22 protein-coding genes and 1 tRNA gene are annotated in these 24,357 nt (G+C 70.0%); 12 read left to right on the plus strand and 11 right to left on the minus strand.

Annotation, left to right across the window (positions count from 1 at the left end):
* Window position 1: 1 nt before the first annotated feature.
* From OHS58_RS37535 to OHS58_RS37555, 5 genes are all read right to left on the minus strand, one after another.
* Window positions 2-1,471, minus strand: coding sequence for a peptidoglycan D,D-transpeptidase FtsI family protein (locus OHS58_RS37535; RefSeq protein ID WP_328645573.1), 1,470 nt, complete (start codon window positions 1,469-1,471; stop codon window positions 2-4).
* A complete protein-coding gene (locus OHS58_RS37540) occupies window positions 1,468-2,952 on the minus strand; it encodes an FtsW/RodA/SpoVE family cell cycle protein (RefSeq protein ID WP_247059701.1) in 1,485 nt (494 codons plus the stop codon). The genes OHS58_RS37535 and OHS58_RS37540 overlap by 4 nt, the downstream gene beginning before the upstream one ends.
* Entirely contained in the window at window positions 2,952-4,349 is a 1,398-nt protein-coding gene (locus tag OHS58_RS37545; RefSeq protein ID WP_326956434.1) for a PP2C family protein-serine/threonine phosphatase, read from the minus strand. Before OHS58_RS37545 ends, OHS58_RS37540 begins: the two co-directional genes overlap by 1 nt.
* The gene (locus OHS58_RS37550; RefSeq protein ID WP_247059705.1) at window positions 4,346-4,807 is read right to left on the minus strand and encodes an FHA domain-containing protein FhaB/FipA; all 462 of its coding nucleotides are present in this window, start codon (window positions 4,805-4,807) and stop codon (window positions 4,346-4,348) included. Before OHS58_RS37550 ends, OHS58_RS37545 begins: the two co-directional genes overlap by 4 nt.
* A 100-nt stretch (window positions 4,808-4,907) precedes the next feature.
* Window positions 4,908-6,164, minus strand: coding sequence for a DUF3662 and FHA domain-containing protein (locus tag OHS58_RS37555; RefSeq protein WP_326945469.1), 1,257 nt, complete (start codon window positions 6,162-6,164; stop codon window positions 4,908-4,910).
* Between the two features lie 130 nt (window positions 6,165-6,294).
* Here OHS58_RS37555 and OHS58_RS37560 point away from each other — a divergent pair.
* Window positions 6,295-6,377, plus strand: a tRNA-Leu gene (locus OHS58_RS37560).
* Window positions 6,378-6,706: 329 nt separating this feature from the next.
* On the opposite strand, the gene OHS58_RS37565 is transcribed toward OHS58_RS37560, so the two are convergent.
* From OHS58_RS37565 to OHS58_RS37580, 4 genes are all read right to left on the minus strand, one after another.
* Window positions 6,707-7,447, minus strand: a complete 741-nt coding sequence (locus tag OHS58_RS37565) for a S1 family peptidase (RefSeq protein ID WP_328645574.1) — start codon at window positions 7,445-7,447, stop codon at window positions 6,707-6,709.
* 115 nt (window positions 7,448-7,562) lie between these two features.
* Window positions 7,563-8,315, minus strand: coding sequence for a S1 family peptidase (locus OHS58_RS37570; RefSeq protein ID WP_328645575.1), 753 nt, complete (start codon window positions 8,313-8,315; stop codon window positions 7,563-7,565).
* A gap of 140 nt (window positions 8,316-8,455) precedes the next feature.
* A complete protein-coding gene (locus OHS58_RS37575) occupies window positions 8,456-9,211 on the minus strand; it encodes a S1 family peptidase (protein WP_328645576.1) in 756 nt (251 codons plus the stop codon).
* A gap of 100 nt (window positions 9,212-9,311) precedes the next feature.
* Window positions 9,312-9,686 carry an FKBP-type peptidyl-prolyl cis-trans isomerase gene (locus tag OHS58_RS37580; protein ID WP_247059714.1) on the minus strand — a complete coding sequence of 125 codons (375 nt, stop codon included), beginning with the start codon at window positions 9,684-9,686 and terminating at the stop codon, window positions 9,312-9,314.
* A gap of 141 nt (window positions 9,687-9,827) precedes the next feature.
* Here OHS58_RS37580 and OHS58_RS37585 point away from each other — a divergent pair, with 141 nt between their 5' ends.
* The 4 genes from OHS58_RS37585 (at window position 9,828) to OHS58_RS37600 (ending at window position 15,615) form a co-directional block, all read left to right on the plus strand.
* Window positions 9,828-13,046: a penicillin acylase family protein gene (locus tag OHS58_RS37585; RefSeq protein ID WP_326945473.1), complete on the plus strand. Its 3,219-nt coding sequence runs from the start codon at window positions 9,828-9,830 to the stop codon at window positions 13,044-13,046.
* Window positions 13,047-13,145: 99 nt separating this feature from the next.
* Entirely contained in the window at window positions 13,146-14,186 is a 1,041-nt protein-coding gene (locus tag OHS58_RS37590) for a trans-sulfuration enzyme family protein (RefSeq protein ID WP_328645577.1), read from the plus strand.
* Between the two features lie 62 nt (window positions 14,187-14,248).
* Complete coding sequence (locus OHS58_RS37595) at window positions 14,249-15,028, plus strand: hypothetical protein (RefSeq protein WP_328645578.1); 780 nt, start codon at window positions 14,249-14,251, stop codon at window positions 15,026-15,028.
* Complete coding sequence (locus tag OHS58_RS37600; protein WP_328645579.1) at window positions 15,025-15,615, plus strand: class F sortase; 591 nt, start codon at window positions 15,025-15,027, stop codon at window positions 15,613-15,615. Before OHS58_RS37595 ends, OHS58_RS37600 begins: the two co-directional genes overlap by 4 nt.
* On the opposite strand, the gene OHS58_RS37605 is transcribed toward OHS58_RS37600, so the two are convergent.
* Window positions 15,601-16,641: a patatin-like phospholipase family protein gene (locus tag OHS58_RS37605; protein WP_328645580.1), complete on the minus strand. Its 1,041-nt coding sequence runs from the start codon at window positions 16,639-16,641 to the stop codon at window positions 15,601-15,603. The two genes, OHS58_RS37600 and OHS58_RS37605, sit on opposite strands and share 15 nt — an antisense overlap.
* Window positions 16,642-16,654: 13 nt before the next feature.
* Window positions 16,655-17,398 (minus strand): FadR/GntR family transcriptional regulator, encoded by a 744-nt coding sequence (locus tag OHS58_RS37610; protein WP_326945478.1) that lies wholly within the window; start codon window positions 17,396-17,398, stop codon window positions 16,655-16,657.
* 66 nt (window positions 17,399-17,464) lie between these two features.
* Between OHS58_RS37610 and OHS58_RS37615 the strand changes: the two genes are divergently transcribed.
* From OHS58_RS37615 to OHS58_RS37645, 7 genes are read left to right on the plus strand one after another with little or no spacing between them, the layout of a single operon-like run.
* Window positions 17,465-18,955, plus strand: a complete 1,491-nt coding sequence (locus tag OHS58_RS37615; RefSeq protein ID WP_328645581.1) for an ABC transporter substrate-binding protein — start codon at window positions 17,465-17,467, stop codon at window positions 18,953-18,955.
* A complete protein-coding gene (locus tag OHS58_RS37620; RefSeq protein ID WP_326945480.1) occupies window positions 18,952-19,896 on the plus strand; it encodes an ABC transporter permease in 945 nt (314 codons plus the stop codon). Before OHS58_RS37615 ends, OHS58_RS37620 begins: the two co-directional genes overlap by 4 nt.
* On the plus strand, window positions 19,896-20,702 hold the full coding sequence (locus OHS58_RS37625) for an ABC transporter permease (RefSeq protein ID WP_326945481.1): 807 nt from the start codon (window positions 19,896-19,898) through the stop codon (window positions 20,700-20,702). Before OHS58_RS37620 ends, OHS58_RS37625 begins: the two co-directional genes overlap by 1 nt.
* Entirely contained in the window at window positions 20,699-21,430 is a 732-nt protein-coding gene (locus tag OHS58_RS37630; protein ID WP_326945483.1) for an ABC transporter ATP-binding protein, read from the plus strand. Before OHS58_RS37625 ends, OHS58_RS37630 begins: the two co-directional genes overlap by 4 nt.
* Entirely contained in the window at window positions 21,427-22,197 is a 771-nt protein-coding gene (locus OHS58_RS37635) for an ABC transporter ATP-binding protein (RefSeq protein ID WP_328645582.1), read from the plus strand. Before OHS58_RS37630 ends, OHS58_RS37635 begins: the two co-directional genes overlap by 4 nt.
* A complete protein-coding gene (locus OHS58_RS37640; RefSeq protein ID WP_328645583.1) occupies window positions 22,190-23,602 on the plus strand; it encodes an aldehyde dehydrogenase family protein in 1,413 nt (470 codons plus the stop codon). The genes OHS58_RS37635 and OHS58_RS37640 overlap by 8 nt, the downstream gene beginning before the upstream one ends.
* Complete coding sequence (locus OHS58_RS37645) at window positions 23,599-24,357, plus strand: SDR family NAD(P)-dependent oxidoreductase (protein WP_328645584.1); 759 nt, start codon at window positions 23,599-23,601, stop codon at window positions 24,355-24,357. The genes OHS58_RS37640 and OHS58_RS37645 overlap by 4 nt, the downstream gene beginning before the upstream one ends.

Consider the following 24,357-nt stretch of genomic DNA (forward strand, 5'->3'; position numbering starts at 1 on the left):
GCTATCCACCCCCGAGTTTGGCGTTGATCGCCGCGCGGCCGATTTCCGCGGCGACCGAGCCGCCGGTCGCCGCGAGCCCGCGGTTACCGCCGTCCTCGACGATCACGGCGACCGCGATCTTCGGGTCGTTCGCCGGGGCGAACGCGGTGTACCAGGCGTGCGGGAAGGTGTTCTTGGAGTCCGTGCCGTGCTCGGCGGTGCCGGTCTTCGACGCGATCTGGATGTCCGGGCGCTTGCCGCCGCCCTTGGTGAAGCCCTCGGAAGCGATCATCATGTCCTTGAGGATCGCGGCATTCGACGACGACAGCGCCGGTGTGCCGGTGAGCTCGGTGGGGCTGTAGTCCTCGATGGTGGACAGGTCCGGTGCCAGCACCGACTGCACCAGCTGCGGTTTCATCGCCATCCCGTTGTTGGCCACGGTCGCGGCGAGCAGGCAGTCCTGCAGCGGGGTGAGCCGCACGTCGCGCTGGCCGATGCCACTCTGGTACAGCGCGCCCTGGGAGTCCAGTGGCCCGACCGTGGACGGCGCCACCTTCATCGGCACGGTCAGGTCCGTCTGGCCGATGCCGTAGTTCGCCGCGGTCTCCTTCATCTTGTCCGCGCCGAGCTGACCGGCGAACTCCGCGAACGGCACGTTGCAGGAGTGCGCGAGCGCGTCCTTGAACGTGGCGCCGGGGCAGGCCTCGCCGGCGTAGTTCTCCAGCGTGACGCTCGTGCCGGGCAGCTTCGTGTTCGGCGCCGGGTTGACCGGGGTGTCCGGGCCCTTGCCGTCTTCGAGCGCGGCCGCGGCGGTGACCAGCTTGAACGTCGAGCCCGGCGGGTAGGTCTCCGAGATCGCCCGGTTCAGCATGGGGTTCTTGTCGTTCTTGATGTTCGCGTTCCAGGCGTCGATCTGCGTCTTCGACGTGTGGGACGCGAGCTGGTTCGGGTCGTACGACGGCGTCGAGACCATCGCCAGGATCCGGCCGGTGCTGGGCTCCAGCGCGACGACGGCGCCGGTGTAGTTCCGCTGCGTCATCAGGTCGTACGCGGCCTTCTGCACGGCCGGGTCGATGGTCAGTCGGACGTTGCCGCCACTCGGGTCGCGGCCGGTGACCATGTCCGACAGCCGCCGGACGAACAGCCGCGGGTCCGAGCCGTTCAGCACGTCGTCCTCGGCGCGCTCGAGGCCGCCGGAGCCGTAGTTGATCGAGTAGTAGCCGGTGACCGGCGCGTACATCGGGCCGTCGACGTAGGACCGGATGTACTTGTACTTGTCGTTCGACGGGTCGACCTTCGCCAGCACCTCGCCGTTCGCCTGCGACACGATCTGGCCGCGCCGGCGCGCGAACTCGTCGTAGAGCACGCGGGCGTTGCGGGAGTCGGTGCGGTAGTCGTCGGCCTTCACCACCTGGATGTAGGTGGCGTTGGCCAGCAGCAGGACGACCATCACGAGCATCGCCATGCCGACCTTGCGGAGCGGGGTGTTCATGCCTGGGCGCCCCCGTTCGCCGGCGGGCGCTGCACGAGCACCGTGTGCGCTTCGGCGATCGGCGCCTGCGGTTGCTGCGGCTTCGGCCGGGCGCCGGGCCTGCGGGCGGCGTCGGAGATCCGCAGCAGCAGCGCGACCAGGATGTAGTTCGCGAGCAGCGACGAACCACCCTTGGAGAGGAAGGGGGCGGTGATACCGGTCTCCGGGATGAGTTTCGTGACGCCGCCGACGACGACGAAGATCTGCATGACCATGGTGAACGCCAGCCCGCCGCCGAGCAGCTTGCCGAACGTGTCGCGCACGGCGAGCGCGCTCCGCATGCCGCGCATCGCCACCAGCAAGTACAACATCAGGACCGCGGCGAGCCCGATGAAGCCGAGCTCTTCGCCGATCGACGCGGTGATGAAGTCGGTGGCGGCCTCGGGCACCATGTCCGGCCGGCCCGCGCCGAGGCCGGTGCCGCCGACGCCGCCGGTGCCGAGCCCGAACAGGCCCTGCGCCAGCTGGTAACCGCCGCCGGCGTCGTCGTAGGTGGCCAGCGGGTCCAGCCAGTTGGCCACGCGCTGCTGCACGTGCCCGAAGAGGTTGTAGGCGATCACGCAGCCGACGACGAAGAAGCTCAGCCCGAGCACGACCCAGATGGCCCGCTCGGTCGCCACGTAGAGCATCACCAGGATGACGCTGAAGAACAGCAGCGACGTGCCGAGGTCCTTCTCGAACACCAGGACGCCGATGCAGACGACGGCGGAGATCAGGATCGGGCCCAGGTCACGGGCTCGCGGCAGCTCGACGCCGAGGAACTTCTTGCCCGCCACCATGAACAGGTCGCGCTTCGACACCAGGAACGAGGCGAAGAAGATCATCAGCAGGATCTTCGCGAACTCGCCCGGCTGGATCGAGAAGCCCGGCAGCTTCAGCCACACCTTGGCGCCGTTGACCTCGGACAGGCTCGACGGCAGCAGCGCGGGCAGCGCGAGCGCGACGATGCCGATCAGGCCGGCGGTGTAGCCGTAGCGGGTCAGCGTGCGGTGGTCGTTGACGACCACCAGCACCACGATGAACAACGCCAGCGAGACGACCGTGAACAGCACCTGCTTGGTGACGTCCGGCGAGAAGTCCTTGCCGTTCTGCAGTGCCTTCTCGGCCTGGGCCAGGTCGATCCGGTGGATCATCACCAGGCCGATGCCGTTGAGCAGCGCGACGCAGGGGAGCAGCACCGGGTCCGCGTACGGCGCCCACTTGCGCACCGCGAGGTGCGCCCCGGTCAGCACGCCGAGGTAGGCGAGCCCGAGCCAGAGGATCGACGCGGTGAGTTCCTGCTCCTGGTTCGCCTCCACCAGGACCAACGCGATGGTCACGATGAAGGCCGCGAACCCCAGCAGCACCAGTTCGGTGTTGCGCCGGGTCGGCACGTCGCGCGGCGGGTTCGTCTGGAACTGCGCCGCCAGCGGCTCGGCGGTGTTCGCGGCAGGCTGGCTCATCAGTTACCGCCTCCCGTCGTCGGTGCCGTCGAACTCGGCGTCGAGCAGTCCCTCCCCGCAGGCTGGTTCGCCGACGACGGAGCTGTGGAACCGGCCGGTGCCGACGGAGTCGTCGTCGGCGTGACCGAAGGCGTCGGCGTCTGGGACGGCTGGGTCCCCGCCGGCGCGCAGTTGTTCAAGCGCTTGTGCAGCTGCAGGAAGTCGTCGATGTACTTCCGGGCGTCGTCGAGGCTGTCCTTCTTGACGCCGTTCTGCACCGCCAGCCGAGCGTCCTCCTGGAGCTGGTTGACGCGCAGCTTGTCCGTGCACACCTGGTTCGGCGGGCACGAGCCCTGCTCGTAGGTGTGCAGGTCGATGCCGAGGATGCTGCCGGGGACGCCGCGGTAGATCACGACTTCCTGGTCCGCACCTTCGCCGACATAGTACTGACTCAGCACGAAGTAGCGGGTGGCGATGGCGGCCGCGGCGAGCACCACGAGCACCACCAGCGCGCCGGCCAGCCAGCGGAACCGCTTCCGACGCTTGGCCTTGGGGTCCACGGTGGGCTGCGGCAGCTCCTGGCGCGGCTGCGGCGGGGGCTGGGTCAGCGCCCGGGCGCGCGCCGCGGGCGAGTCGCCCTGGTGCCGCTCGTCGCTGCCGTCCCCGGCGGCGCCGCCCACGATGGGCGCGTCCTCACCGAAGTCGACGTCGACGACGTCGGCGATGATCACCGTGACGTTGTCGGTGCCGCCGCCCTTGAGCGCCAGCTCGATCATCCGGTCCGCGCACTGCTGCGGGTCCGGGATCTGCACGGCCTCCGCGAGCGTCTCGTCGCTGACCATGCCGGACAAGCCGTCCGAGCAGATCAGGTACCGATCGCCTGGGCGCGCTTCACGCACGGTGAGGCTCGGCTCGACCTCGTGCCCGGTCAGCGCCTTCAGCAGCAGCGACCGCTGGGGGTGCACCGCCGCCTCTTCGGGCGTGATCCGGCCTTGTTCGAGCAGTTCGTTGACGAAGCTGTCGTCGCGCGTGATCTGCGCGAACTGGCTGCCCCGGAACAGGTAGGCGCGCGAGTCGCCGACGTGCACGAGGCCCAGCCGGGTCCCGGCGAACAGCACGGCGGTGAGCGTGGTGCCCATCCCGTCGAGGTCCGGGTCCTGCGAGACGAGCTCGGCGATCGCGGCGTTGCCGTTCGCCACCGCCTCGCGCAGCTGGGCGAGGAGGTCGTCACCCGGCTCATCGTCGTCGAGCGGGGCGAGGGAGGCGATGACGACCTTGCTGGCCACTTCGCCCGCCGCATGCCCACCCATGCCGTCGGCGAGCGCGAGCAGGCGAGGGCCGGCGTACACGGAGTCCTGGTTGCTCGAACGCACCAGGCCCCGGTCGCTGCGGGCTGCATAGCGGAGGACGAGAGTCATGGGCGAAGCTCGATCACCGTCTTGCCGATCCGGATGGGGACTCCGAGCGGGACCCGGAGGGGTGCAGTGACCTTAGCCCGGTCCAGATAAGTGCCGTTGGTCGAGCCCAGATCTTCCACGTACCAGTCCTCACCGCGCTGGGCGATCCGGGCGTGCCGGGTCGACGCGTAGTCGTCGTCGAGCACCAACGTGGAGTCGTCGGCGCGGCCGATCAGGATCGGCCTGCCGTCCAGCGCGATGCGGGTCCCGGCGAGCGCCCCGTGGGTCACCAGCAGCTGCTGCGGCGACTTCCCGCCGCGCGGCTTCTTCTCCTTCTTGCGCCCGAACGTCGGCACCTGGACACGCATGCCCGACGCCGCGTAGAGGTCCGAGCGGACGACTCTGAGCGCAGCGAACACGAAGAGCCAGAGCAGCACGAGGAAGCCCACCCTGGTGAGTTGTACGACCAGCTCTGGCACTTGGTGTGTCCGCTCCCGACTCTTCCGTGCAGCCGCGACGCGGGTACGCCGCGGTCCCCCCGCACGTCAATTCTGCGGGAACAGTATTTCGCGCCCGGAGTCAGCCCTGTGTACGGAACACCAAGGACGAATGCCCCACTCGGATGACGTCACCGTCCGCGAGCTGCCAGGTCTGCACCGGGGTGCCGTTCACGGTCGTGCCGTTCGTCGACCCGATGTCGGCGAGCGTCGCGCTCTGGCCGTCCCAGGTGATCTCCAGGTGACGGCGCGAGACACCGGTGTCGGGGAGCCGGAAGTCCGCGTCCTGGCCACGGCCCACGACGTTGCCACCCTGCTTCAGGGAGTACGTCCGGTTCGAGCCGTCGTCCAGCTGCAGGCTCGCCGCGAGCTGACGCGCCGCCGCCGGGGCGCCGTAGCCACCCTGCTGCTGCGCGTACGGGTCGCCGGCCGGCTGGCCGTACGCCTGCTGCTGGCCGTACTGGTCGTAGCCGCCCTGCTGCTGCTGGCCGCCGTACTGGTCGTAGCCACCCTGCTGGTAGCCGCCCTGGTCGTACCCGCCGCCCTGCTGGGGCTGCGCGTAACCGCCCTGGTCGTAGCCGCCACCCTGGGGGGGCTGGGCGTAACCCTGGTCGTAGCCACCCTGCGGGGGCTGCTGGGCGTAGCCGCCCTGCTCGTAGCCACCCTGCTGGTAACCGCCCTGCTCATAGCCACCGGCTGGGGGCTGCTGACCGTAGCCGCCCTGCTCATAGCCACCGGCCGGGGGCTGCTGACCGTAGCCGCCCTGCTCGTAGCCGCCCTGCTGCTGGCCGTAACCCTGGTCGTACCCGGGCTGCTGGCCACCCTGCTGTCCGTAGCCGTACTGGCCCTGCTGGCCGTACGGGTCACCCTGGTCGTATTGGCCGTAGCCGGGGGGCTGGCTCATTGCTGGGTCTCCTGCGTTGCTGGGTCGTGCCGACCGCGGTGAACCGGCGCCTGCGGGGCGGGCGTCGGGATCGACGGACGAACGGGTCTTGAACTGTCCAGTATGCAGCGCCTCGTTGCGCTCGAGTGATACGACGACGTCACCATAGGTGTCCAGGCCTTCGGCGGCGAGGTGTTCGGCCACCGCCTTGGCCAGCACCTGGGTGACGCGTTGCTCGTCACCGGCCATGCGCTCGTGGTCAGCCGTCCCCAAGGACACGATGTAGTGATTCGGGGCGAGCTGCCGACCGCCTGCCAGCTCACGAACGTTCTCCTCACTCTCCCGCTCGAGTGCGATCGCCACTTCCTGCGTGACGACGTTGCCACCGAACATGCGCGCGAAAGTGTTCCCCACCAGGTTCTCGAGTCGCCTGTCGAATCTCTCAGCGCGGCCCACCGGGGAAAACCTCCTCACACTTGTGCTTGCGCCCCGATCCTATCCGGGTGAGCGAGCCTCGACACGGCCCCCGGTGAAACCGGTGCGAACGACCTGCTAGTGTTCTCCTCGCTGCCGCAAGGAAGCACTCGGGCGAGTGGCGGAATGGCAGACGCGCACGGTTCAGGTCCGTGTGTCCGAAAGGACGTGAGGGTTCAACTCCCTCCTCGCCCACGCTGTTCAGAGCCCCGGTCGCTAGCGCGACCGGGGCTCTTCCCGTTGTCCTTGTGTCTCCCGGGGGCCGAGCCCCCCGGACCCCCCACGGTGCCTTCTCTCACCTTCCAGCGTGGCTGAGTGGGGTCGTTGCGGGGGGTTTTGGGGTTTGGTTTGGTGGTGAATATCACCCGTTTGGCTCTGCGTGGTGTTCGCTTGGGGCTTAGGTGGGGGTGTATTTAGGCCCTTGTCAGGCTGGGGTCAGGGCTATCGACAGGCGCATCTGCAGCGCTGCGGCTGGCCGAGCAGAGTGCCTCGGCTGAGCCTCTGGTGTCGGCTTGATGGCTCGGTCAGGTTGTTGTCTTGGTGATCCAGTCCGCCAGGATGTCTGTTCGGGATGTTGTTTCGATGCCTGCGTGGGGGCAGCCTGGGCCCGTTGCCTCCAGGGCCACCAGGCCTGCCGGGGTGAAGTACGGGGCTCCCGAGTCGTACGTGCAGGCGCTCGTGGTGATGGCCGGGGCCGCGCCGCGGACTCCCAGGGTGGTCGGGGCCACCGTGGCCACCGCTACCGTGCCCTGCTGCATGCGGGTGGCCGGCTTGGGGTTCGTGCTGGTCAGGCTGCCCCAGCCCGCCAAGGTCAGCTGGTCGCCCACCTTGGGGAGCGCGCGGTTGAGCGGCAGGGGCTTCACCGTGCTCACCGGGGTGTCCAGGCGGGCCAGCGCGACGTCGTTCTCCTTCGCCTGGACCACCTCGGTCACCTTGCGGGCCACTCCGGACTCGATGCCCTCGTCCGTGAGGCCCAGCGTCGCCGTCGTCGGGTAGGGGACCTTGCCCGAGACGCGGTTGCGGGCCGCGTCGTGGAAGCAGTGGCCTGTGGTGAGGAGCCATCCGGGCGCGACCAGCGCGCCCGTGCAGTAGCTGCTGTACGTCGAACCGTCCGGGCGGGGGATCTTCGTCATCGCGAGCTTCGCGACGAACCCGAACTGACCCTGGGGGACGTCTGAACCGTTGGCGATCCCTGGCGCGGCCAAGGCGGCAGGGGCGGTGGTGATGGTCAGGACAACAGCGGCTAGCAGGGCGCGCAGGCGCATTCTTCCCCTTCGTCGAATCGATGATCGACGTTCGAGGTTATTGCCGCCGCCGGGCTGGGGGGAATTCCCTGGCCGGGCGTCACCCGTTGGCCCACCGGGTGACGCCCGGAAGGGGTCAGCCCGTGTGCGAAGAGATCCAATCCGCGACGACGTCCACCCGCGACGTCGTCTCGAGCTGGTTGTGGGGGCAGTCCGGGCCGGACGACTCCACGGACACCAGCTGGCCGCCGGTGCCGGCCGCGACGAAGTACGGCGCGCCCGAGTCGTACACGCAGGCGCTCGTCGTCGACGTCGGAGCCACGCCCTGCACGCCCAGCGTCGAGGTGGCGACCTGGCCGACCTTCACGGTGCCCTGCTGCAGCTTCGTCGCCGGCGTCGGGTTGGTGGCGGTGAGGCTGCCCCAGCCGGCGAGCGTCAGCTGCTGCCCGAGCGACGGCGTGAGCCGGTTGACCGTCAGCGGCGTGATGCCGGTGACGTCGGCGTCGAGGGTCGCGATGGCGATGTCGTTCGCGGCGGCCTGGTAGACGGTCACCACGTTGCGCGTCACGCCCGGCGTGCTCTGGTTGACCGTGCCGAGCAGCACCGACGTCGGGTACGGCACCGGGCCGGAGACGCGGACGCGGTTCGCGTCGTGGAAGCAGTGGCCGGCGGTGATGATCCACTTCGCCGCGATCAACGCGCCCGAGCAGGCGCTGTTGTACTTCGTGCCGTCGGGCTTCGGGATGTTCGTCATCGTGAGTTTCGCGGCGAACTTGAACTGGCCCGCCGGGACGTCGGATCCGTTGGCCACGGCCGAAGCCGGGCCCGCGGTCGCGAGACCGGCGGCGAGGGTGAGCAGGGCAGCGGAAAGCACAGCGCGGACGCGCATCGGTGGATCCCCCTTGTCACGCACCGGCGGCTCGCGCCGGTGATCACCTTCGAGCGTAGCGACGGTGCGCGGGGTCGGAATGCGCTGCACGGAGTAAGAAAACGGCCCCGACGCCTCGCGTCGGGGCCGTTTGCCGGGAATCAGCCGATGTGCGCGGCGATCCAGTCCGCGACGACGTCGACGCGCGCGGTGGTCTCGGCCTGGTCGTGGGGGCAGTCCGGGCCGTCGCTCTCGATGGAGACCAGGCGGCCGCCGCTCTTGCCCGTCGGCACGAAGTACGGGGCGCCCGAGTCGTAGGTGCACGCGCTCGTCGTCGACGTCGGGGCGAAGCCCGTCACGCCGGTGTAGAGCGGGTCGACCGTCGCGACCTTCATCAGGCCCTGCTGCAGCTTCGTGCCCGGCGTCGGGTCGACCGACGTCAGGCTGCCCCAGCCGGCGAGCACGACCTTCTGGCCCACGACCGGCGCCTTGTGGCTGACCGACAGCGGCTCGATGCCGAAGACCGGCTTGTCGAGCTCGGCGATCGCGATGTCGTTGCTCGGTGACTGGTACACCGTCACGACGTTGCGCGTGATCCCCGGCTTGTCGACGGTGGTGGTGCCCAGCAGTACCGACGTCGGGTACGGGACCGGGCCGGAGACCGGGTTGCGGGCCGCGTCGTGGAAGCAGTGGCCGGCGGTGACGATCCACTTCTTGGCGATTAGCGAACCCGAGCACGCGCTGTTGTACTTCGTGCCGTCGGTGCGCGGGATGTCCGTCATGGTCAGCTTCGCGGCGAACTTGAACGTTCCCTGCGGGACGTCGGCGCCGTTGGCCACGGCCGATGCCGGTGCCGCGGTGACGACGGCCGCGGCGAGCGCGAACAGACCTGCGGAAAGCAAAGCGCGGATGCGCATTCTCAACCCCCTGGTTGGGCCGGCTTCCGGCCGGCGATGGGGGCGAGGGTAGCGAAACCCGGTGTGGCGGTGGCGGGAAGTCCCGCCACCGCCGGGAGAATCAGTTCACGCCGACCAGGTCGACGACGAAGATGAGGGTCTCGCCGGGCTTGATGACGCCGCCCGCGCCGCGGTCGCCGTAGCCGAGGTGCGGCGGGATGACGAGCTTGCGCCGGCCGCCGATCTTCATCCCCGCGACACCCTGGTCCCAGCCGGAGATGACCTGGCCGGCGCCGAGGCCGAAGCGCAGGGGCTCGTTGCGGTTCCAAGAGGCGTCGAACTCTTCGCCGGTCGAGTGCGCGACACCGACGTAGTGCACGGTGACGGACTTGCCGGGCGTGGCCTCGACGCCGTCGCCGACGGTGATGTCGGTGATCTCGAGGTCGGCCGGCGGGGTGCCGTCCGGGCGGTCGATCTGGGGCTTTTCCAAGGTCATGGCAGCCACCGTACCCACGCGCGCGAGGCTGCGCCGTTCGGACTACGCCCAAGGGCTGAAAAACGCGAAAACTCTTCACATGTGTGCTACTGCTCGGTAGCGTGCGCTTCGTCACTCTCCTTGACCTGCGAGGGAGCCCTGATGCGACGCGGCATCCGTACCCTGACCTTGACGGCTTTGGCGGGCTTGGTCGCCGGGCTCACCCAGGTCGCTGTCACCGCTCCGGCCGCCGAGGCGGCCGCGGCACCCAACGACTACTGCGGCGGGCAGTGCAGCGACATCCTGCCGCCCGGTGAGAACGGCAACGCCACCCTCGCGGACATCCTGGCGCACAAGGTGCTCGGCACCCGCCCGGCGCACGCGGCCGACCAGCTCGGCAAGTACTCCTCGCTGGCCGGCGGCTACCAGACGCTGACCACCGGGACGATCAACCAGTACTTCAACGACTCGTCGTTCGGCGTCGCCGCCGACCAGGTCGCCAGCACGACCCAGCCGCGCTCCGACGTGACGATCGTGCGGGACAAGGCACTCGGCGTCCCGCACATCACCGGCACCACCCGCGCCGGCACCGAGTTCGGCGCCGGGTACGCGGCCGGGCAGGACCGGCTGTGGCTGATGGACGTCCTGCGCCACGCCGCCCGCGGCCAGGTGACGTCGTTCGCCGGCGGCGCCGCGGCCAACCGGGAGCTGGAGCAGAGCTTCTTCGCCAACGCGCCCTACACCGAAGCCGAGCTGCAGCAGCAGATCGACAACGTCGCCGCGAAGGGCCCGCGCGGCGCGCAGGGCCTCGCCGACGCGCAGGCGTACGTCGACGGCATCAACAAGTACATCTCCGACTCCCACAGCGGCCGCTACTTCCCGGGCGAGTACGTGCTCACCGGGCACGTCGACGCGATCACCAACGCCGGCACCATCGACCCGTTCAAGCTGACCGACCTGGTCGCGCTCGCCTCGCTGGTCGGCGCCGAGTTCGGCGCCGGCGGTGGCGGCGAGGTGCAGAACGCCGTCGCGAAGCTGGCGCTGCAGGAGCAGTACGGCGCGGTGCAGGGCGAGAAGGTGTGGCAGAGCCTGCGGTCCGAGGACGACCCCGAGGCCGTCAAGACGCTGCACGACGGGCAGACGTTCCCGTACGGCAAGACCCCGGCCAACGCCGTCGGCCAGGCCCTGCCGGACAAGGGTTCGGTGACGCCACAGCAGCTGGTGTTCGACCAGACCGGCTCGGCGTCGACCGCGACTCCGTCCACTGTGGACGTCCCGGCCCCGGCCGCGCAGGAGCCCGCCCGCGGGATGTTCGACAACGGCGTGCTGCCGGGCGACATGCTGACCGACAAGCACGGCATGTCGAACGCGCTGGTCGTGTCCGGCTCGAAGACCGCCAGCGGCCACCCGGTCGCCGTCTTCGGCCCGCAGACCGGGTACTTCGCGCCGCAGCTGCTCATGCTGCAGGAACTGCAGGGCCCGGGCATCAGCGCCCGCGGCGCGGCCTTCGCCGGGCTGAGCATGTACGTGCTGCTGGGCCGCGGCCAGGACTACTCGTGGAGCGCGACGACGTCGGCGCAGGACATCATCGACACCTACGCGCTGAACCTGTGCGACCCGAGCGGCAAGGCGCCGACGAAGGACTCGAACTACTACACCTACAAGGGCCAGTGCCTCCCGATGGATACCGTGGAGGTCAAGAACTCCTGGAACCCGACGGTGGCCGACGGCACCGCGGCCGGCTCGTACACGTTGCGCAGCTACCGCACGAAGTACGGCCCGGTGCTCAGCCGGGCGACGGTCGGCGGCAAGCCCGTGGCGTACGCGCAGCTGCGGTCCTCGCTCTTCCACGAGGCCGACTCGCTGATCGGCTTCCAGGAGCTGAACGACCCGGGCTACGTCAAGTCCGCGGCGGACTTCCAGAAGGCCGCGGCCGACATCAACTTCACGTTCAACTGGTTCTACGCCGACTCGAAGGACGTCGCGTACTTCAACTCCGGCGCCAACCCGGCCCGGCAGTCCAATGTGGACCCGAACATGCCGGTGTGGGGTGACCAGGGGCACGACTGGACCGGCTGGAACCCGGCGGGCAACGTCGCGACCTACACCCCGGCGTCGCAGCACCCGCAGTCGGTCAACCAGGACTACTACGTCAGCTGGAACAACGCGCAGGCCAACGGGTACGCGGCCGCCGGCGCCGACAAGTCCGCCGTGCACCGCGTCGACCTGCTCGACACGCGCGTCAAGACGATGATCCTCACCGGCACCAAGGTCACCCGGCTCAACCTGACCCAGGCGATGGAGGACGCCGCGCTGGCCGACCTGCGTGCCGAGCGCGTCCTGCCGCTGCTGCTGCAGGTGCTCGACAAGACGCCGACCACCGGTGCGGCCGCCGATGCCGAAGCGAAGCTGAAGGCGTGGATGGCCAACGGCCACCAGCGGACGGAAACCACGCCCGGCAGCAAGGCGTACGCCGACGCCGACGCGATCCGGATCTTCGACGCCTGGTGGCCGCTGCTGGTCCAGGCCGAGTTCAAGCCGGGCATGGGCGACAACGCCTACAACGCGATGACGGGCGTGCTGGGCATCAACGAAAGCCCGTCCGGCTTCCAGAACGGCAACGGCCAGCACACCGGCCAGCCGCACAAGGGCTCGTCCTTCCAGTTCGGCTGGTGGGGGTACGTCAGCAAGGACATCCGGCAGGTGCTCGGCCAGCCGGTGGCCGGCCCGCTCGGCAGCACGTTCTGCGGCGGCGGCAACGTCACCACGTGCCGCCAGGCGCTCGTCGACTCGCTGACCACCGCCGCGGGCCAGGCCGCGAACACCGTCTACCCCGGTGACGCGAGCTGCGCCGCGGGCGACCAGTGGTGTGCCGACACCATCGTGCACAACGCGCTGGGCGGCATCACGCAGGACAAGATCAGCTGGCAGAACCGCCCGACGTTCCAGCAGGTCGTCGAGTACACCGCGCACCGCGGCGACAACATCGCCAACCTCGCGCCGGGGAAGACGGTCAGCGCCACCAGCGCCGAAACCGGCTTCTACCCGTCACCGGCGTCGAACGCGATCGACGGGAACGCCTCGACCCGCTGGGCCAGCGACTGGAGCGACGACCAGGCGATCACCGTCGACCTCGGGTCGGTGCAGCCGGTCTCGCGGGTGCAGCTCAGCTGGGAATCGGCGTACGGCAAGGGTTACAAGATCCAGACCTCGCCGGACGCCGTGCACTGGACGGACTCGGCGGTCGTCACGGACGGCAACGGCGGGCAGGACAACGTGTCCTTCGCGCCGACGCAGGCCCGGTTCGTGAAGCTGCAGGGCGTCCAGCGCGGCACGAAGTACGGCTACTCGCTCTACGAGTTCGAGGTCTACGCCCACTGAGACCAGGTCGGCTCGCCCGCGGACGCGCGGGCGGGCCGGCCGTCTTCGTCACAGTGACCAGCGGATGACCAGCGGATGACCTGCGGTTACGGTGATCACATGGACGACTGGACGCCCCGCACCAAGGCCATCGCCGCCGGCCGGCCGCACGGTCCCGGTGAGCCGCTGAACACCCCGCTCGTCGCCACCAGCACGTACCAGGCCGGTGGCGATTTCGTCTACGCGCGCGGCGACGGCACGCCGACCTGGCACGCGCTCGAGGAGACCATCGGGGCGCTCGAAGGCGGCTACGCGACGGCGTTCGCGTCCGGCGTCGCCACCCTGTCGGCGGTCCTGGACCTGCTGCCGGTCGGGTCGCGGGTGGTCGTCCCGACGTTCAGCTACGCCGTGACGCGCGGGGTGCTCGCCCACGCGCAGAAGCTCGGCAAGCTCGCCGTCACCGAGCTCGAGCCGACCGACACGGCCGCCTGGGTGGCCGAGGCGGCGACGTCCGACCTGGTCTGGCTCGAGTCGCCGACCAACCCGACGCTCGACGTCATGGAGATCGAGACCATCGCCGCCGCCGCGCGGGGCCGGGTCGTCGTCGACAACACCTTCGCCACGCCGTTGCAGCAGCGGCCGCTCGAACTCGGCGCCGACGTCGTCGTGCACAGCGCGACCAAGCTCATCGGCGGGCACAGTGACCTGCTGCTGGGGATCACCGTGGCCAAGGACCCGGCGGTGGCCGACGAGCTGCGCGGCGCGCGGACCCGCGTCGGGTCGACGCCGGGTGCCCTCGAAGCCTGGCTCGCGCTGCGGGGGCTGCGGACCATGCCGGTGCGGCTCGCCGAGCAGTCCCGGACCGCCGCGCTGCTCGTCGGGCGCCTCCGCGAGCACCCAGCGGTGACGCGGGTGCGCTACCCGGGTTTCGGGATGATGGTCGCGTTCGAGCTGGCCGGCGCCGAGGCCGCGGACAAGCTCTGCTCGACGGTCCGGCTGATCCGGCCTGCGACCAGCCTCGGCGGGGTGGAAAGCCTGGTCGAGCGGCGGGCGTGGCTGCCGGGTGAGGAGCGCGTGCCCGCCGGTTTGGTCCGGTTCAGCGTCGGCCTCGAAGATCCGGAAGACCTCTGGCGCGATTTGTCCATCGCCCTCGCGGAGTAACACCAACGGCGGAATCGTCGATAGTCGCGGCATCGCAGTTCAATGCCGTTGGGAGTCTGACCGTGGGTAGAACGCTGAACCGAGTCGCGGGGATCGTTTCCGCGGGCGCGCTGATCACCTTCGCCGCCGCACCGGCCGCATTCGCGCAGACGGACGAGACGACGACCGCGCCGTCGACCACGGAGACGACCACCTCCACCTCGGAGACGACCACCACGACGACGGTCCCGAGCACCTCGGAGACCACGACGGCACCGACCACCCCGGTGACGACCACCGGGACGACCCCGGCCGACCCGACGACCGACGTCACCAAGACGACGACGCCGGAGACCACGACCACGACGGCCGGGCCGCCCTCGGACGGCTACCAGGACAACACCGGCCACGGCTTCGTCGGCGTCGGCGGCGAAGGCGTCCTGGTCATCAACTGTGCGGCGGGCGCGCCCGGGAACGTGGCGACCCAGTACCTGGACGTCACCGGCGGCCCGGACCAGGACGAGTCCGACGGCCGGACCTGGAACTACTCCGTGCGCGTCAACGGCCTGCCGCCGGGCACGACCACCGGCAAGTTCAGCTGGACCTGCGCCGGCGTCGACGGCGAAGGCGTCGTCGACTTCGAGCAGGCGCCGCCGCCGGAGACCAGCACCACGACCAGCGCACCGACGACGACCAGCGGCACCACGACCAGCGCGCCGTCGAGCACCGCGCCGATCACGACGTCGAGCGGGCCGAGCACGTCGACCACCACCAGCACCCCCGGCAACGCCGCACCGAAGGCCCAGGTCAAGGTCACGCCCCGCGGCGGGGTCGAGACGGGCTTCGGCGGCACGGCCTGGTGACCGTCCGCCGGGCGGGCACGGCGGTCGCCGCGGTCGCCCTCGCGCTGACGCTGGCCGCTTGCGGCTCCGGCGAGCCGCCGAAAGCGGCACCCGCGCCGGTGCCGTCGTCGGTCCCGGTGACCGCGCCGTTCAAGGGCCTGCGCCCGACGTCGGTGAAGATCCCCAAGATCGGCGCGGAGTCCAGCCTGCTCGCGGTCGCCGTCAAGACCGACGGCTCGATCTCGGTCCCGTCGGTGCACACGCCGATGCAGGCGGCTTGGTACAAGCTCTCGCCGGTGCCCGGCGACGTCGGCCCGGCGATCGTGCTCGGCCACGTCGACGGCGACAAGAAGCCCGGCATCTTCTACAAGCTCAAGGACCTCGCGCCCGGCGACGAGGTGGACGTCGACCGCAGCGACGGCAAGAAGCTGAAGTTCGTCGTGGACCACGTCACGCAGGTCCCGAAGGACACGTTCCCGAAGGACGCGGTGTACGGCAACAGCGACAAGCCGGAACTGCGGCTGATCACGTGCGGCGGGGTGTTCGACCACGCCGCGCACAGCTACGAGGACAACATCGTCGTCTACGCGAACCTAGCCAACGCCTGATCCCTTGTACGGGAACGACTTCGGCGCGACCGCGGCCCGGTCGACCCACTTGCGCATGCCCGCGTCGCAGGCGGCGTAACCCCAGTTGATCAGCTGGTCCTGCAGCCGCTCCGAGGTGCGCGTCAGCCGAGTGCTCGTCACGGCCAGCGCGTGGGTCTGCTCGACCGGCGCGGGCAGCGCGTCCGGCAGCTCGAAGTGCTCGATGTCGCTGTAGGTCGCCCAGTACGTCCCGGCGTACGTCTTGTCCTGGTACGACTTCAGCAGCGTGCCGGTGCGCAGCTCGCGGACCTGGTTGTCCATCACGGTCAGCACGCGCAGCAGCTGCATCGGCCAGTTCCGCTTCGGGTTGTCCTCGTGCAGCATCTTCTTGCCGGCGTCGCTGACCAGGACGACCGCGCGCTGGTTCTCGATCGGGTCCAGGCCGAGGTTGTCGTACACACCCGCGTCGCTGAGCACGATCTTGCGGTCCGCCTGGTTCGGGTCGGGGATCACGACCGGCGAGAGCAGTGGCGGGAACGCCGACGACGCGGCGACGGCGGTGGCCAGCGGGATCTGCCCGTGCGGCCCGTCCTGCCGGAAGAACCACCACAGCGAGCCGTCCTGCAGGCTGGTCGCGGTGAACACGAAGTGCGGGCCCGACGGGTCGAGCTGGTCGAGGCGGAAGTCGTCGAAGAGGTGCTTCGCGTAGACGCGCGCGAGTTCTTCGCCCGCACTGCGCCACGGGATGAACATCGCCTTGAGCGTCACCGGGACGTCGAGGTTCGTCCGGGCCAGCTTCCGGATCGGCTCCACGACGAACTTGCCGAAGTTGTCCGCGATGCCGTCGTCGCCGAAGGACAGCTGGTGCCACGCGTGGGCCAGGACGCCGGCCGCGATCGAGCCGCCGGACACGCTGGAGACGGTGGTCAGCTTCGGCAGCCAGCCGAGTTCGTTGAGGCGCCAGAGCGCGCCGGTGTGGAAGAGCATCGCGCGGTAGCCGCCGCCGGACAGGGCCAAGCCGACGCCGCTGCGTTCCGTGGAATCCACCCGGCCGAGTGTATTACCGCAGCAAGGGGGTCAGCAGCGGGCGTTGCCCGGCCGGGACGTATTCGGCGTAGTTGTCGTACAACGCCTGTTTGGCCAGCTGTGACGCGCCGGCGCCGTCGGCCGCGCGGACCGCGTCGAGGACCTCGGCGTGGTGCGCGAGCCAGGTGCGCATCAGCGACGTCCGGTTGCTGGCGTGCTCCAGCTTGTCCTCGATGAGTTCCAGCACGACCCCGCGGACGACCTCCTCGCTGACCACCAGCAACGGGTTCCGCGAGCTCCGCGCGATGACTTCGTGGAACGCGACGTCCGCGCGGCTGAACTCGGCGTACCCGCGTGAGACGCCTTCGCGCATCGCGTCGAGGGCTTCGGCCAGGCCGGTCAGGTCGTCGTCGGTGCGCAGCTCCGCGGCCAGTAGGTGCGCCGAGCCGTCGAGGATCATCCGGAACTGCAACAGCTCCGCGAGCCCGACGTGGTCGGCGCGCGCGAGCCGGTGCATCGAGCGGTGCAACGCCACCGGGGACGCGGCCAGCACCTCGGGTCCGCGCGGATCGCCGGGCCGCGAACGGATCATTTCGGCGGCCTGCAACACCCGCAGGGCTTCCCGGATCGTCGAGCGGCCGACGCCGAACTGGATCATCAGCTCGCGCTCGCTGGGCAGGCGTTCCCCCGGTTTGAGCGCCCCGCTGACCACGGCCTGCTCGATCTGCTCGACGACCCGCTCGTACGCGCGGACCGGAGCCACCGGTTCGAACCGCATCCCTTGACCTCGACGTCCGTCGCGTGCAGGCTACTGGTCAGACCAGTGTACCTACCTGGAGGCCAGATGAAAGCCCGGATTCACGTGCTGGCGGCGGCGCTGCTGCTCGTGGTGTCCGGCTGCTCGGCCGGCTCGTCGGCGAGCGTTTCCGCTGGTCCGGACACGCTTTCCGTCGGATTCACGGCGGAGCCGGCCAACTTCGACTTCACCAAGACCGACGGTGCCGCGATCCCGCAGGCGTTGCTCTACAACGTCTACGAAGGCCTGGTGAAGCTCGACTCGCAGGGTCGCGTGGTGCCGTTGCTCGCGAAGTCGTGGACCATCAGCCCGGACCGGAAGACCTACGACTTCCAGCTGCGGCAAGGGGTCGAGTTCAGCAACGGCGCGCCGTTCACCGCCGAGGACGTCAAATTCTCGCTGCTGCGCGTGAAGACCGACTGGACGATCTCGATCAAGTCCACAATGGACGTCGTCGACCACGTCGACGTCGTGGCGCCGGACCACGCGCGGGTGGTGCTGTCGAAGCCGTCGAACGGCTGGCTGTTCAGCCTCACGAGCCGGCTCGGCGCGATGTTCAGTCCCACCGGTGTGGCCGACCTGGCGAACAAGCCGATCGGTACCGGGCCGTACGTCGTGGCGGCCCGCAAGCGCGGCGACTCCGTCGTGCTCAAGGCGAATCCCGCGTACTGGGGCCGGAAACCGGCGTATCGGACAGTTGTACTGAAGTACATCAAGGACCCGACCGCGCTGAACAACGCGCTGTACAGCAACGGCATCGACGTCATCTCCGCGATCACCGCGCCCGATTCGATCCCGCAGTTCCAGGCCGACGACCGGTTCCAGGTGGTGCAGGGCACGTCGAACAGCGAGGTCACGCTGGCGTTCAACAACAAGCGCGCGCCGCTGACCGACCCGCGCGTCCGCCAGGCGCTGACGTACGCGATCGACCGGAAGGCGTTGCTGGACACGGCGTGGGCCGGGCGCGGCACGTTGATCGGCATCATGGTTCCGCCGACGGACCCCTGGTACGAGGACCTGTCGAACGTCCACCCGTTCGATCCGGGCAAGGCGAAGGCACTGCTGAGCGAGGCCGGCGCGACGAACCTGAACCTGCGCCTGCGGATCCCGAACCTGCCGTACGCCGTGTCGGCCGCGCAGGTCGTCCAGTCGCAGCTGGCCGACGTCGGCGTCCGGACGACCATCGAGCCGCTCGACTTCCCGGCCGTCTGGCTGAAGCAGGTGTTCACCGACCACGACTACGACCTGTCGATCATCCAGCACGTCGAGGCCCGTGACATCACGACGTTCGGCAAGCCGACGTACTACTGGGGCTACGACAGCAAGCGCGTCCAGCAGCTGCTCGCCGAAGCCGACAGCGGGACGCCGGAGCAGCAGGTCGCGGACATGAAACTCGTGGCCGAGCAGCTCAACACGGACGCCGCCGCGGACTGGCTCTTCCTGTTCCCCAACGTGATCGTGGCGAAGGCCAAGGTCGGCGGGTTCGCGGCCAACCAGGTCAGCGAGTCGTTCGACCTGACCGGGCTGGCGCCGCGATGACCGCCAAGGTGCTGCGCCGGGTGGCGATCTTCGTGGTCAGCGTGCTGGTCGCGTCGATCGTCGTGTTCCTTTTCATGGCCGTGCTGCCGGGTGATCCGGCGCAGGTCGCGCTCGGCGTCAACGCGACGCCGGAGCTGCTCGCCAAGACCCGCGCCGAGTTCGGCATCGACCGGCCGCTGGTCACGCAGTACTTCGACTGGATCGGCGGCGTGCTGCACGGCGACTTCGGCCGCTCGTACGTCACGCGCGACACCATCGGCCCGCAGCTGCTCGACCGCCTCGGCGTCACGCTCTGGCTGGTCGGCGCCGGGATGCTGGTGGCGCTGGTGATCGCCATCCCCGCGGGCACGTTCGCCGCGGTGAAGCACCGGAAAGCGGCCGGTGCGGGCGTTTCCGGGCTGTCGCAGATCGGCGTCGCGATCCCCGCGTTCCTCGCCGGGATCATCCTGGTGCAGATCTTCGCGGTGCAACTGCGCTGGCTGCCGTCCGGCGGGTGGACGCCGCCCGACCAGGACGCGGGCGAGTTCCTCCGCGGGCTCGTCCTGCCGGCTCTGTCCCTCGGGTTGGTGCAGGGCGCGGTGCTCACGCGTTATGTGCGCACGGCTGTGCTGGACACGCTCGGCCAGGACTACCTGCGCACCGCGCGGTCCAAGGGCCTGCGTCCCGGACAGGCGCTGGTGCGGCACGGCCTGCGCAACGCGTCCGTCCCGGTCGTCACCGTGCTGGGGCTCCAGCTCGCGACGTTGCTGATCGGCGCAGTGGTCGTCGAGCGCGTGTTCGTGCTGCCGGGGCTGGGCTCGATGCTGCTGGACGCGGTCGCGTCGCGGGACCTGCTGACCGTGCAGGGGATCGTGCTCGTGCTGGTGGTCGGCGTGCTACTGGTCAACTTCGTCGTCGACGTCCTCTACACCGTGCTCGACCCGCGATTGCGAGGTTCGTGATGCGCAATCTTGTGATCGGCGGGGTACTGGTCGGCCTGGTTGTCCTGGCCGCCGTGCTGTCGTTCTTCTGGACGCCGTTCGACCCGGTGAAGGTCGACGCGGCCCACCGGCTGCTCGGCTTCGGGGGAGAGAACCTCTTCGGCACGGACAAGTTCGGGCGTGACCTGCTCAGCCAGCTCATGGTCGGCGCGCGGACGACGCTGTACGTCGGCGTGGTCGCGGTCGGCATCGCCGCGGTGATCGGCACGCCGCTCGGGATCCTCGCCGGGATGTCACCGCGGTGGCTCGGCGAATTCGTCATGCGGGTCAACGACCTCGTGCTCGCGTTTCCCGCGTTGCTGCTGGCGATCATGTTCGGCGCGGTGTTCGGCGCGGACACGCTCACCGCGATGGTCGCGATCGGCATCGCCACGATCCCGTCGTTCGCGCGGATCGCCCGGTCCGGCACGCTGCAGGTGATGAGCACCGAGTTCGTGCTCGCCGCCCGCGCCGGCGGCCGGTCGCGGCTGACCATCGCGGTGCGGCACGTGCTGCCGAACATCTCGGGCCTGCTGATCGTGCAGGCGTCGGTGTCGTTCGCGATCGCCGTGCTGGCGGAGGCGGCGCTGTCGTTCCTCGGGTTCGGCACCCGGCCGCCGACGCCGTCGTGGGGCCGGATGCTGCAGGAGTCCCAAGAGTTGCTGACGGTCCAGCCGCGGCTGGCGCTGGTGCCGGGCATCGCGATCGCCGTCGCCGTCCTCGGGTTCAACCTCCTCGGCGACGGCCTGCGCGACCGCCTCGACCCCCGATTGGCGGCCCGCGTATGACTCTCTCGGTCACGGGGCTCAGCGTGAACGCGCTGGTCCGGGACGTCTCGTTCGACATCGGCGCCGGTGAGCGCGTCGGGCTGATCGGCGAGTCCGGCTCCGGGAAGTCGTTGACGGCGCTGGCGATCATGGGCCTGCTGCCCGACGAGCTGCACGCGTCCGGCTCGGTGCGCCTCGGCGACCGCGAGCTGCTGGGAATGTCCGAAAAGGACCTTTCGCGGCTGCGCGGCGACGAGCTGGCGATGGTGTTCCAGGAGCCGATGACGGCGTTGAACCCGGCCATGCGCGTCGGCCGTCAGGTCACCGAGCCCGGCCGGGTTCACGGCCGTCGTCACCGAGCCGAGGAACTGCTCGCCGCCGTCGGCCTGCCGGACACCGCTCGCGCGTACCCGCACCAGCTGTCCGGCGGCCAGCGGCAACGCGTCGTGCTCGCGATGGCGCTGGCCAACGAGCCGTCACTGCTGATCTGCGACGAGCCGACGACCGCCCTCGACGTCACCGTCCAGGCCCAGATCCTCGCGCTCATCAAGGCGTCACTTTCACGTGAAAGTGCCCTTCTGTTCATCACCCACGACCTCGCGGTGGTGGCGTCGGTGTGCGAGCGCGTGCTGGTGATGCTCGACGGCGAGATCGTCGAAGCGGGCTCGACGCGCGAAGTGCTGACGTCGCCGAAGCACGAGTACACCCGCAAGCTCCTGGACGCGTCGGACCTGGAGGCGCGCCGATGATCATCGAAGTCCGCGATCTGGAACGCCGGTACGCCCGCCGGGACGTGCACGCGCTGCGCGGCGTCAGCTTCGACGTCGAAGCCGGCCGGCGGTTCGGCATCGTCGGCGAATCCGGCTCGGGCAAGTCCACACTGGTCCGGCTGCTGGCGGCCCTCGACAAGCCGACCGCGGGCACGGTGTCGTTCCAGGGCCGGCGCATCGACAACCTGCCGGAACGCAAACTCGGCTTCCTGCGGTCCGAACTGCAGATCGTCTTCCAGGACCCGATGGGTTCGCTCGACCCGCGGATGCGCGTCGCCGACATCATCGCCGAACCGCTGGGGCGCCGAAACCCGCAGCGTGTCGCCGAGTTGCTGGCGGCGGTCGGGCTCCCCGCGGACGCCGCCGGGCGGTATCCGCACCAGTTCTCCGGCGGCCAGCGGCAGCGGATCTCGATCGCGCGTGCGCTCGCGCCGAACCCCAGCGTGCTCATCGCGGACGAGCCCGTCAGCGCCCTCGACGTCTCCGTGCGCGGCCAGATCCTCGACCTGCTCGCCTCGCTCGTCGAGCAGTTCGCGTTGACGCTGATCTTCGTGTCGCACGACCTCGGCGTCGTCCGGCACGTCTGCGACCGCGTCGCGGTGATGCGCCGCGGCGAGATCGTCGAACTCGGCGACGTCGAGCAGGTCTACGACGCGCCGCAGCACGAGTACACCCGGGAACTCCTGGCCGCCGCGCCGAACCTGCGCGCGGAACTGGCCCGGTTGAGCGGAGGCGACGATGCCTGACCACCCGGACGGCCTGCCGATCGGCGCGGGCTGGACGTCCACTGTGGACACATCGGACGTCGTGTTCCCGTACGACGGGAGTGTCATCGGGACCGCGCCCATCGGCACGCCTGAGCTGGCCACTCGGGCGGTCGACGAGGCTGTCGCCGTCGCGCGCGAAGTGGCCTCGCTGCCTTCGCGGACTCGCCGTTCCTTGTTGAACGACGTCGCCGCGGCCTTGGCCGAACGCCGCGAGGAGTTCGAGAACCTGCTCGTGCTGGAGACCGGCAAGCCCCTGGTCGACTGCCGCGTCGAGGTCGCCCGCACGATCGTCACGTGGGAAGCCGCCGCCGAAGAGGTGTCGCGGCTGCACGGCGAGACCGTCCCGCTGGATCTACTGCCTTCGGGCGACGGGCTGGTCGGGTTCTGGAAACGCAAGCCGATCGGCGTGGTCGTCGGCATCGCGGGCTTCAACTACCCGCTGCTGCTCGCGTCGCACAAGATCGCCCCCGCGATCGCCGCGGGCTGCCCGGTGATCATCAAGCCCGCGCCACAGACGCCTCTCGCGACGCTGTGGCTGGTCCACCTCGTGCGTTCGATGGCCCCTCTCGCCGCCATGGTCCAGCTGGTCACCGGGGACGCGTCCGTCGGCGCCGCGCTGACGACCGATCGCCGGATCGGCGCGGTCTCGTTCACCGGCTCCGCTGCCGTCGGCCACCGCATCGCCCGCGACGCGGCGCCCACGAAGACGTTACTGGAACTGGGTTCCAACGCGGCCTTGGTCGTCGCGGAAGACGCGGACCTCGACGCGGCCGCGGACGCCGTGCTGCGCGGTGGCTTCTACGCCTCTGGCCAGGCCTGCATCTCGGTGCAGCGCGTGCTGGTCGTCGCGTCGGTCGCCGAGGAGTTCACCGAACGCCTGCTGGCGCGGCTCGACGAGGTCGTCGTCGGCGATCCGCGCGACGAGAAGACCCGCGTCTCGGCCTTGATCGACCCCGCGTCCACCGACCGCGTCGCCGCGTGGATCGAGAAGTCCGGTGCCCGCCAGGTCGGCGGTGGCATCGAGGGCACCGTGCTGCGCCCGACCGTCCTGCTCGACGTCCCGGACGGCGTCGAAGCCTGGGACGAGGAGATCTTCGGCCCGGTCGTCTGCGTGCGCACGGTGTCCGATGTGGACGAAGCCTTCGCCGCGGTCAACGCGTCGCGCTACGGCCTCCACGCCAGCGTCTACAGCGCGTCCCTGCGCACGGCTTTCCGGGCGCTGGACGAGCTGGACGTCGGCGGCGTGGTCGTCAACGAAGTGCCCGGGTTCCGCTCGGACACCATGCCGTACGGCGGTGTGAAGGACTCCGGCATCGGCCGCGAGGGCCCGCGCTTCGCCGTCGAAGAGCTGACCGTGACGAGGATGGCGGTGCTGCGACCGTGAACTACGAGAACCTGTTCCGGCTGGACGGACGGCGTGCCGTCGTGCTCGGCGGCGGCAGCGGGATCGGCCGCGAAGCCGCGCGAGCCCTGTCCGCGCACGGCGCCTCAGTGGTGGTCGCGGACCGCGACATCGCAGCGGCCCGCGAAACCGGCGTCGGCGAGGCGTACGAGATCGACCTCCTGGAACCGGGTGCTGTCGACCGCGCGGCGTCCGACCTCGGCCCGCTCGACGTCGTCGTGCTGACCGCCGCGACCAACGTCCGCAAACGCTTGCTCGACTACACCCGCGACGAGTTCGACCGCGTCCTCGCGCTCAACCTCGGCGTGACGTTCGAGGTCGTCCGCGCGTTCGGCGCCGACATGGTCGCGCGCGGGCGGGGGAGCATCATCGGCTTTTCGTCGATCCGCGGCACGACCGTCGAGCCTGGTCAGGGCCCTTACGCGGCAACAAAAGCCGGGCTCGTCCAGCTGTTCCGGACGGCCGCCGCGGAGTTCGGGCCGGCCGGCGTCCGGGTCAACGCGATCGCCCCCGGCGTCGTCGAGACCCCGCTGACCGCGCAGATCAAGGCGAATCCGGAGTGGTACGACGCGTACGCGCGGAAGGGCGCGCTGGGCCGCTGGGCGCGTCCCGACGAGCTCGCCGGCGCCGTCGTCTACCTCGCTTCGGACGCGTCGACGTTCGTCACCGGTTCGGTGCTGGCGGTGGACGGTGGCTGGACCGCCGTCGACGGCCGCTTCGAACCGCCCGCTTCGTGA

It is taken from the genome of Amycolatopsis sp. NBC_00348 (assembly GCF_036114655.1).
GTDB lineage: Bacteria > Actinomycetota > Actinomycetes > Mycobacteriales > Pseudonocardiaceae > Amycolatopsis.

What these genes read in the sequence shown, in the direction of transcription:
- OHS58_RS37565 (WP_328645574.1), bottom strand. Translation starts at nt 7,447, where the DNA reads ATGCGCCTGCGCGCCCTGCTAGCCGCTGTTGTCCTGACCATCACCACC.
- OHS58_RS37615 (WP_328645581.1), top strand. Translation starts at nt 17,465, where the DNA reads ATGAAAGCCCGGATTCACGTGCTGGCGGCGGCGCTGCTGCTCGTGGTG.
- OHS58_RS37535 (WP_328645573.1), bottom strand. Translation starts at nt 1,471, where the DNA reads ATGAACACCCCGCTCCGCAAGGTCGGCATGGCGATGCTCGTGATGGTC.
- OHS58_RS37610 (WP_326945478.1), bottom strand. Translation starts at nt 17,398, where the DNA reads ATGCGGTTCGAACCGGTGGCTCCGGTCCGCGCGTACGAGCGGGTCGTC.
- OHS58_RS37630 (WP_326945483.1), top strand. Translation starts at nt 20,699, where the DNA reads ATGACTCTCTCGGTCACGGGGCTCAGCGTGAACGCGCTGGTCCGGGAC.
- OHS58_RS37585 (WP_326945473.1), top strand. Translation starts at nt 9,828, where the DNA reads ATGCGACGCGGCATCCGTACCCTGACCTTGACGGCTTTGGCGGGCTTG.
- OHS58_RS37540 (WP_247059701.1), bottom strand. Translation starts at nt 2,952, where the DNA reads ATGAGCCAGCCTGCCGCGAACACCGCCGAGCCGCTGGCGGCGCAGTTC.
- OHS58_RS37570 (WP_328645575.1), bottom strand. Translation starts at nt 8,315, where the DNA reads ATGCGCGTCCGCGCTGTGCTTTCCGCTGCCCTGCTCACCCTCGCCGCC.
- OHS58_RS37640 (WP_328645583.1), top strand. Translation starts at nt 22,190, where the DNA reads ATGCCTGACCACCCGGACGGCCTGCCGATCGGCGCGGGCTGGACGTCC.
- OHS58_RS37635 (WP_328645582.1), top strand. Translation starts at nt 21,427, where the DNA reads ATGATCATCGAAGTCCGCGATCTGGAACGCCGGTACGCCCGCCGGGAC.
- OHS58_RS37545 (WP_326956434.1), bottom strand. Translation starts at nt 4,349, where the DNA reads ATGACTCTCGTCCTCCGCTATGCAGCCCGCAGCGACCGGGGCCTGGTG.
- OHS58_RS37575 (WP_328645576.1), bottom strand. Translation starts at nt 9,211, where the DNA reads ATGCGCATCCGCGCTTTGCTTTCCGCAGGTCTGTTCGCGCTCGCCGCG.
- OHS58_RS37620 (WP_326945480.1), top strand. Translation starts at nt 18,952, where the DNA reads ATGACCGCCAAGGTGCTGCGCCGGGTGGCGATCTTCGTGGTCAGCGTG.
- OHS58_RS37590 (WP_328645577.1), top strand. Translation starts at nt 13,146, where the DNA reads ATGGACGACTGGACGCCCCGCACCAAGGCCATCGCCGCCGGCCGGCCG.
- OHS58_RS37580 (WP_247059714.1), bottom strand. Translation starts at nt 9,686, where the DNA reads ATGACCTTGGAAAAGCCCCAGATCGACCGCCCGGACGGCACCCCGCCG.
- OHS58_RS37625 (WP_326945481.1), top strand. Translation starts at nt 19,896, where the DNA reads ATGCGCAATCTTGTGATCGGCGGGGTACTGGTCGGCCTGGTTGTCCTG.